Raw genomic sequence first — 8273 nt, 5'->3', positions numbered from 1 at the left:
GAGTTGGTTCAAGAGTTGGATGATTGTGTGTATGAATTAAGCCAAGCATACGGAAACTTTAGTGAAGCAATATAGTATACGAATTATAAGAAAAAAGGGGTTAGGAAGATGATTTACAAAACATTATTATTTGATTTAGATTCGACGGTGTGGGACTTTCATTCGGCGGAGAATTACGCGCTGACGAAATTGCTGGAGAATCATGGGGTCAGTGATATAGAGCGATATATTGAGGTCTATATCCCGATGAATCGAGCGATGTGGCGCTCGTTGGAGAAAAACGAAATCACCCGTGAAGAGTTAGTGGGGACGCGTTTTGCGAAGTTATTCGACCATTTCGGCCTGGAAAAAGATGGCCATGAATTAGCGTCGGAATATGAATCCATTCTCTCCACCCAAGGGCAAACCATCGATGGTGCGGAGGAGATGTTGCATACGCTTAGAGATGCAGGGTATCAGCTCTACGCGGCTACGAATGGGATTACGACGATTCAAAAGGGTCGCATGGAGCATTCACCCGTGACGAAGTATTTCAAAAAAGTGTTTATCTCGGAAGAATTAAAAGTCGCAAAACCAAGTCCGCTCTTTTTCGAACGAGTGGCAAAAGATATCCCGGATTTCGACAAAGATACAGCGGTGATGATTGGGGATTCGCTCACAGCCGATATCCAGGGCGGGATTAATGCGGGAATCGACACGATTTGGATGAACCTGGCGCGCAAGGAGAACCGAACGGCGGTAAAACCAACCGTGGAAGTCCGAAGCTACGACGAATTATTAGAATTTTTAATCTAAAACGAAACGACTGCAGGCACGTCTTGCGGTCGTTTTTTGCATGCAAACCAATTAGTTGAGTTGTACGAACAAAGAAGATAGACTGAGCAATAAGAGGTGATTCATGATGTCAAAACAATTAGAAAATGCAACAAATCTTTATTTAAGAGGAATTCGTGATGGACAGATTAAGGAAGTTCATGACCACTATATGGGAGATAGCTATACACAACACAGTACCGGTGTTCCCGATGAAAAAGAAGGGTTTGAAGCGTTCTTTGTAGACTTTTTCAAACGAAATCCTAAACGAGAAATCACTATCGTTCGTTCTTTCGAGGATGGGCCGTTTGTCTTTGTACATGTTCATCAAAAATTAAATGACGGTGAAGCAGAATGGGTGACCTCAGATATCTTCCGTTCTGATGACGAGGGTCGCATCGTTGAGCACTGGGATGTCATCGATGCTTATCCAAAAGAAATTGGTGAGAAAGATCCGATTTACGGAGAGGTTTCTTTAACCGACTTTGACCGTACAGAAGAGAATAAAAAGATCGTTCGTCGCTTTTTTGTCGATGTCCTTCAAAACAAAGAGTGGGATCAATTTGAAAAATACGTATCGGATGACTTAATCCAACATAACCAAGAAATCGCGCAAGGCGGACCATCCTTTAAACAATATTTGTTAGAGAATGATGCGAGTGTGGATTTTGTCTTCAAAGTAATCGGAGAAGGAAATCTAGTAGTGGCTTATTCGAAAATGTGGATTGCCAATCAAGATTATGCCATCATGCAGCTCTTCCGCTTAGAGGATGGAAAAATTGTCGAGCACTGGGATAATAAAGAAGTCATGCCTAAGAAGAGCGAACTAACGAATCTAGGAAAATTTTAGTAAAGTAGGAAATCGATGAAACAACGATTGAAATTACTAGGAACACTATTTGTGGCGGTCCTACTAGGAGCGTGCGGACTACTGAAAGAAAACGCAGAGGCTCCTACGACAACAGCCGTCCAGGAGACAACGCAAGCCCCGCGCGTGGAAGTGAAAGCAGACGGCACCTATACCGTGAAGGAATATACCTTTGTTAGTAACGGCAAGAAACTCTATGCTAGAGCATACATTCCAGATGTCCAAGGACAAGTTCCTTTAGTGGTCTATAGCCATGGACTCGGAGCCAGTGTAGAGCATGACGAAGAAGTACAGAAAACCTTGGCGAAGTCGGGGGTGGCGGTGTTCAGTTTTGAATTTGCTGGCGGTTCCTCTTCATCCTCTCCTAAAAGCGAGGGGGCCACGACGGAAATGTCTGTTCTGACCGAAGTGCAAAACTTGCGAGATGCCTTGCAGTTTGCCAGCTCCCTCCCGTTTGTCAACACGAACCGCCTCTATTTAATGGGAAGTAGTCAAGGCGGATTCGTCTCGGCACTCTTGGCGCAGGAAGTGGCGAATGTAGCCGGAGTCTTCTTGCTCTATCCAGCATTCTCCTTACCGGACGATATCAGAAGCACCTTCCCAAGCCTAGAAGCAGCCCCTGAAACGTTTAATCTCTTAGGGACAAACATTAGTAAGAAGTACTTAGAAGACGTTTATCCAATCGACGCGTATGAGGGACTGGGCAAGATTAGTGCACCCGTCCATATTTATCACGGCGCGGATGACTTTATCGTGCCCATCACTGCTTCCAAAAAAGCGGTAAAAGCCCTCAAAGACGCACGATTGACCACCTTAGACGAAACCGGACACTCCCTCACAGTAGAGCAACAAGCACAAATCGGAATAGAAATTGCCGATGAGATTTTTAATGGGATGAAATAAAAGCAGAAATTTTGGATTGCTATATAACTGTAAAATCTAGACGTAAAGAGGTGAAAAGGATGAGTACATCAAATTTAAATATCCAAATCTATAAAGATATCAATGGGCAAGGACTCCCTTCCTCTCCGAAATTGGATAAGTATAATAAAGAAACTATTGAAGCAATTGAAGAAGGTAGAAAGATTGCTAAGGATCCAAACGCAAAAGGGTATCACTCAGTGGACGAATTGAAGAAAGCGTTGGAATTATGAAGCACTACCGAAACAAAATCAAAACGGAACAAACATGAAAAAACGGGGCGAGAGCCTCGTTTTTTTTGTATAGAGTTATTAATTACCCGTATAAAGGTAGAAGTTGAGATGGAAAAATAAATTATATAAAAAATAGTATTGAAGTTAGAAGTAAATAAGATGTAAAATGAAGCCAGAAAGGTGATGATATTTTGCGTAATTTTTATAATAATATTCAAGAAAATTATTCTAAGCTAAATGAACTAGAAAAAGAAATACTAGACTTTATAAAGAAAGAGCTTTCTAGTAGAGATCATCTTTCTTTAAATGAAGTTTCTAAACAATTTTTTGTTTCACCAAATACAGTTGTTAGATTAGCAAAAAAAATGGGATATACAGGTTTTGTTCAATTAAGAGAAGATATCATTCATTCAATTATGCCAAATCCGAACGACCAATCATTAAGTATAGATAATCAATTAGTTCAAACAAAAAAATTAATTAAGAATGAAACAATAGATGAGATTATAGCATTGCTAGATACTAAGAAAGAAATTCTATTTTATGCGCATGGATTATCAAAATATCCATGTGACATAGCTGCAGATAAATTAAGAATTCTTGGGAAGAATGCAAGAGTTTATAATGAAAGACATTTAATGTTACATTCAGCAGTTCACTCGAATAAAGATACATTAATATTCCTGGTTTCAATGAGCGGACAAACTAAGAATCTTGTTGAATGTGCAAATGTTGCTAGTGTAAATGGAGCAACTAAGATTTCAATTACGGGACTATCACAAAACCCAATTGCAAAAATATCAGATTTAAGTGTGTTTGTAGATTATCAAAAGCAAGTATTTGAAGGGATGGATATCTCTTCTCGATTTTCAATTTCTTATTTTTTTGAGGTGTTGATAGCTAAATACCTTGATAAATTAAATAATGTGTAAAAATACACAGTGGTGTGTCATTTTATAATGCTTGTGTAGCTTTGGCGGATACGCCAAAGCTTATTGTTTTTTTGAAAACGGATTCTATAATAAAAGTATAAAGCACATGTGTTAAATAATTTATTGAGGAGTCTTTATTATGTTAAATAAATCTGTAAATGTTGTAATCGTCGGTGGTGGGTCTACTTGGTCACCTGGAATTTTGAAAGCGTTGACGAAACATTTAGATATTTTTAAAATTAACGAACTTAAATTGTATGATATTGATGAAAAACGTCAAGAAAAAATTGGGGAATTTGGTAAAATCCTTTTTAGAGAAGAAGCACCAGAAGTTAAATTTTCATATACAACTGATCCAGAAATTGCATTTGAAAATGTAGATTTTGTCCTCTGCCAAATGAGAACGGGCGGCTATCCAATGAGAGAAAAGGATGAAAAAATCCCATTATCACAAGAGTTAATTGGACAAGAAACTTGTGGGCCTGGTGGTTTTGCATATGGATTACGCTCAATTAGAGATATGATTGAACTTGTAAGTATTGTTCGTAGAAAATCACCAGAAGCTTGGATTATTAATTATACAAATCCAGCTGCGATTGTTGCAGTAGCTTTGAATAAGGTATTTCCAGATGATCATAAAATTCTTAATATCTGTGATCAACCAGTAAATCTATTAAGATCATTCGGAAGACTTATTCAAGTTGACTATAATCGTTTTGAACCAAAATATTTCGGTTTAAATCACTTTGGCTGGTTTACTCACGTGTATGACAAAATTACTGGTGAAGACTATCTTCCATTGATTAAGAAGACTACCTTAGAAAAAGGCTTCTTACCAGTAGATGCGGAACAACGTGACCAATCATGGTTAGATACTTATGGAATGGTTGAAACAATGGTAAGAGATTTCCCTGATTATCTACCAAATACTTATTTGCAATACTATTTGTATCCAGACTATAAAATTACAAAATTGGATCCAAATTATACTCGAGCAAACGAAGTAATGGACGGACGTGAAAAGAGAGTCTTTGAAGAATGTGATCGTATTATTAAAAATAATAGTGCTAAGGATTCTCATATTGTTCATAATGATGCCCATGGAGATATGATTGTTGAATGTGCTGCCTCTATTCTAAACAATACAAGGGATACATTTATTATTATGACACCTAATAACGGTATTGTTTCTAATTTACCTGAAGATGTCATGATTGAAGTACCAGCATTATTAGGTGTCAATGGAGTAGAACCATTTGCAGTTGGTAAAATTGGTACATTCTATAAAGGATTAATTGAATCTCAATACGCATATGAAAAATTAGCAGTAGAAGCATACCTTGAAGGTAGTTATGAAAAAGCATTACAAGCCTTAACGTTGAATAGATTAGTAGTAGATGCTAAGCGTGCACGTAAGGTATTAGATAGTCTTATTGAGGCCAACTCAGAATATTGGCCTGAACTCAAATGATGAATAGGAGAAGTAAATATGAAATCAGGAAATAGAATTCTAACTTCTTTCCAAAAATTTGGGAAAGTATTGATGGCCCCAGTTCTATTATTACCTATTGCAGGTATCTTAGTGGGAATTGGGAGTGCATTTTCAAACCCAAATTTGGTTAAAACAATGCCACTATTAGGAAGTCCATTTCTTGCAGCTTTGTTTAAACTCACAAAAGATTTAGGGAATGTGATTAATAATAATATTCCAATTATTTTTGCGATGTCGATTGCTTATGGTTTTGCGAAGAAGGAGAAAGCGACAGCTGCTATTTCAGGATTTATTGCGTATATGGGGATGAATTCCATACTGGGATCATTTCTCATTTTGAATGGGACAATTAATCCAGGAAAATTACTAACAGGGCAAAAAATGATTCTTGGAATTACTACATTAGACACAGGGGTATTTGGCGGTATTTTAATTGGGTTAATCGTTTCAGCATTACACAATAAATATTATAAAATTGAACTTCCAGCAGTTCTTTCTATTTTTAATGGAACAAGATTTGTTCCAGCCGTTAGTTTGATTGTGAGTGGGTTTGTAGGAATTGTATTAGCCTTTATTTTCCCACCTGTACAAGCTTTCTTAAATAGTGCGGCGGACTTTATTGCTAAGACTGGAGCATTCGGATCATTTGTATATGGTTTTTCAGAAAGAATGCTATTACCTTTTGGCCTTCATCACTTTATTTATTTGCCTTTCTTCTTTACTCCACTTGGAGGGGTCAAGGATATTGGAGGACAAGTATATGAAGGTGCTGTAAATATTCAAAATGCAATTTTAAATACACCAAATGCGATGTACGATATTGATGTAAGTAAATATCTAATGAATGGGAAAGTTATCTTTGCCATGTTTGGTTTAGCGGGGGCTGCATTTGCAATTTATAGAGCAGCGAAACCTGAAAATAAAAAGAAAATTGCGTCACTAATGATTGCAAGTACTATTCCTTGTGTGATTATGGGGATTTCAGAACCATTAGAATATAGTTTCTTATTCGTAGCTCCATTATTATTTGGCTTCCATGCTGTATTCTCAGGATTAGCATATGTCATCACATATCTTGTTAACTTTAATGTTTCTGGTTCCGCAACTTTTGGTGGACCATTGTTATCCTTCATATTTAATGGGATTCTAGGAGCAGATAAAGGGTCAAATTGGACTTGGATTTTAATATTAGGGCCAATTTACTTTGTATTATACTACTTTGTATTCTCATTCCTTATTAAGAAGTTTAACTATTTAACTCCAGGAAGAGAAACAGAAAAAATTGAAGAAGTTCAAGAAAAGAATGATAGTAGTTTTAACTTAAAATTAGTCGAAGCCCTCGGAGGAGAAGATAATATTTCAGCAGTAGATGCTTGCTTTACTCGACTAAGAGTAACTTTAAAAGATAATACCAAAGTTAAAAGTGATTCGTACTTTAGTGAAGCATTGAATGCTAAAGGAGTAGTTCATGTTGATAATGGTATTCAAATTATCTATGGTGCAAAAGCTTCAATCTATAAAACGGAATTAAGAGAGTATTTAAATATTGAATGATTATAATACTTGTTTTTTAGCAAGATGGAGATAACCGAGGATCTACCTCGGTTATTTTCATTAAGAAGAAATATCAAATTCCAACGACGAATTGCTTTATCTAGCGATTCATTTCAATCGAATATTGCAATAGGAAAACCAGGGCGAGAACCCTGTTTTTTTGTGTGGAAAATCTAATTGATTCAGCATGCGTAAAGGAATATAATGAAAAATGCAAACGTTTAAAAGGATTTGTAGAGTCAATAAATTAAATTTCTCGGGAGGTAATATATAGAATGAATATGGATTTATTAAATACGGATGTATTTTGGCAGTATGGCTATGCTTTATTAATTGCTCCGTTAATACTTTTTTTGTTAAAAGAAATATGGAAAAATAATAAGAGCATTACTGTAGAAGCTGAAGAGATGTTTCGAATAGGTAAAAGTGGAATTTTGGAAGCAATTAACGAAAAAACAGAATATTATTCTAATCCTTATTATCATAGAGTTACATTAAAATCTAAAAATATTGAAACCATTTCTGCGATAGAATTATATGATATAGAAATAGAGAATAAAGAATTTTCTGAAATTAGATTTGATGTAGGATTTGATGAAAAATCTCAAAAATATATTCTAATAGGAATAAATAATGGAGATACTACGATAAAAACTGAAAAAGCAGTTCTTAATATTAATATGGTGGAAAGAATAAATTTTAGGAAAAAATTATTTAAACAAATAGTAATACCAAGAATGGCTTTGAAATCTGGAGAGGTTTTAAGTATCGAAATAATTAATTTAGTTGATTATAAAAAGGAATTTATTCAGGATGTTAATTTACATGGATTAATCATTGAAGCAGAAATAAATAATATAGTTATTCCTTCAATGAAAATTTTATATGATAGGGAGAATAATATATTTAGAGGTCCTCAACTTGGGTGTGGAGTGCCGAGAGTTGATGATTCCATAATTTTTAATCTTAGAGATAATCAAAAGTGTATAAAGAAAAAGTGTAGTTGTATAATAAAAGATGTTGAGCGTCTAGGTTTTATTATTATGGTAGAAAAGAGTTGTCAACTAAAATATAAAGTTAAATTATATAGTGGTAGGAAGAAAATAAAGGGGCATAAAGATAATATAGTTAATATCAGAATTCCCAAATACAGTATTGGAAAAGACAATTTAAATGGTCCATTTTATTCTTGGATTCTTGAAATAAATCCGAATTTAGAACAGTTCAAACTAACATTTGATAGTATCTCTGAGCAAAAGAAAGAGCTTATCTTTGATACTAATGTGTTACTTCAAATGGTAAAAAACAAAATGGTATAAAAAAGAAAATTGCTAAAGATCTTGCTATAAAATGATACCAGCTAGTCGAAGGATTGAAAAGAGAATTATAAAGATAGCCCCCTGAGTTTGTACTGACCCCAAAAAGTTAGACAATTAATTTAAGCAAAGGATTTAGTTCTG

At 35.3% G+C, this 8273-nt stretch carries 8 protein-coding genes; all 8 read left to right on the top strand.

Annotated elements, in window-relative coordinates:
* The first annotated feature begins 108 nt into the window (after positions 1-108).
* The 8 genes from Q0594_RS03205 to Q0594_RS03170 all read left to right on the top strand — a co-directional run bounded on the left by Q0594_RS03205 (position 109) and on the right by Q0594_RS03170 (position 8132).
* Positions 109-795 (top strand): YjjG family noncanonical pyrimidine nucleotidase, encoded by a 687-nt coding sequence (locus tag Q0594_RS03205; protein WP_298729566.1) that lies wholly within the window; start codon positions 109-111, stop codon positions 793-795.
* Between the two features lie 106 nt (positions 796-901).
* Positions 902-1663: a nuclear transport factor 2 family protein gene (locus Q0594_RS03200; RefSeq protein ID WP_298729568.1), complete on the top strand. Its 762-nt coding sequence runs from the start codon at positions 902-904 to the stop codon at positions 1661-1663.
* 15 nt (positions 1664-1678) lie between these two features.
* Positions 1679-2584 carry an alpha/beta fold hydrolase gene (locus Q0594_RS03195; protein ID WP_298729565.1) on the top strand — a complete coding sequence of 302 codons (906 nt, stop codon included), beginning with the start codon at positions 1679-1681 and terminating at the stop codon, positions 2582-2584.
* Between the two features lie 59 nt (positions 2585-2643).
* A complete protein-coding gene (locus Q0594_RS03190; protein ID WP_298729564.1) occupies positions 2644-2835 on the top strand; it encodes a toxin-antitoxin system protein in 192 nt (63 codons plus the stop codon).
* A gap of 191 nt (positions 2836-3026) precedes the next feature.
* On the top strand, positions 3027-3767 hold the full coding sequence (locus tag Q0594_RS03185; protein ID WP_298729563.1) for a MurR/RpiR family transcriptional regulator: 741 nt from the start codon (positions 3027-3029) through the stop codon (positions 3765-3767).
* 139 nt (positions 3768-3906) lie between these two features.
* Positions 3907-5238, top strand: coding sequence for a 6-phospho-alpha-glucosidase (locus Q0594_RS03180; protein ID WP_298729562.1), 1332 nt, complete (start codon positions 3907-3909; stop codon positions 5236-5238).
* 18 nt (positions 5239-5256) lie between these two features.
* Entirely contained in the window at positions 5257-6813 is a 1557-nt protein-coding gene (locus Q0594_RS03175; RefSeq protein WP_298729561.1) for a PTS transporter subunit EIIC, read from the top strand.
* A gap of 275 nt (positions 6814-7088) precedes the next feature.
* Entirely contained in the window at positions 7089-8132 is a 1044-nt protein-coding gene (locus Q0594_RS03170; protein ID WP_298729560.1) for a hypothetical protein, read from the top strand.
* Positions 8133-8273: the final 141 nt, after the last annotated feature.

Origin of the sequence: uncultured Granulicatella sp., assembly GCF_938030755.1 — a bacterium.
GTDB lineage: Bacteria > Bacillota > Bacilli > Lactobacillales > Aerococcaceae > Granulicatella.
The sequence above is the reverse complement of the archived record's forward strand: the minus strand, read 5'-3'. Positions and strand labels throughout refer to the sequence as shown.

Excerpts from the sequence above, each read along its gene's own strand:
- Q0594_RS03205 (WP_298729566.1), top strand. The coding sequence starts at position 109 with ATGATTTACAAAACATTATTATTTGATTTAGATTCGACGGTGTGGGAC.
- Q0594_RS03200 (WP_298729568.1), top strand. The coding sequence starts at position 902 with ATGTCAAAACAATTAGAAAATGCAACAAATCTTTATTTAAGAGGAATT.
- Q0594_RS03195 (WP_298729565.1), top strand. The coding sequence starts at position 1,679 with ATGAAACAACGATTGAAATTACTAGGAACACTATTTGTGGCGGTCCTA.
- Q0594_RS03190 (WP_298729564.1), top strand. The coding sequence starts at position 2,644 with ATGAGTACATCAAATTTAAATATCCAAATCTATAAAGATATCAATGGG.
- Q0594_RS03180 (WP_298729562.1), top strand. The coding sequence starts at position 3,907 with ATGTTAAATAAATCTGTAAATGTTGTAATCGTCGGTGGTGGGTCTACT.
- Q0594_RS03175 (WP_298729561.1), top strand. The coding sequence starts at position 5,257 with ATGAAATCAGGAAATAGAATTCTAACTTCTTTCCAAAAATTTGGGAAA.
- Q0594_RS03170 (WP_298729560.1), top strand. The coding sequence starts at position 7,089 with ATGAATATGGATTTATTAAATACGGATGTATTTTGGCAGTATGGCTAT.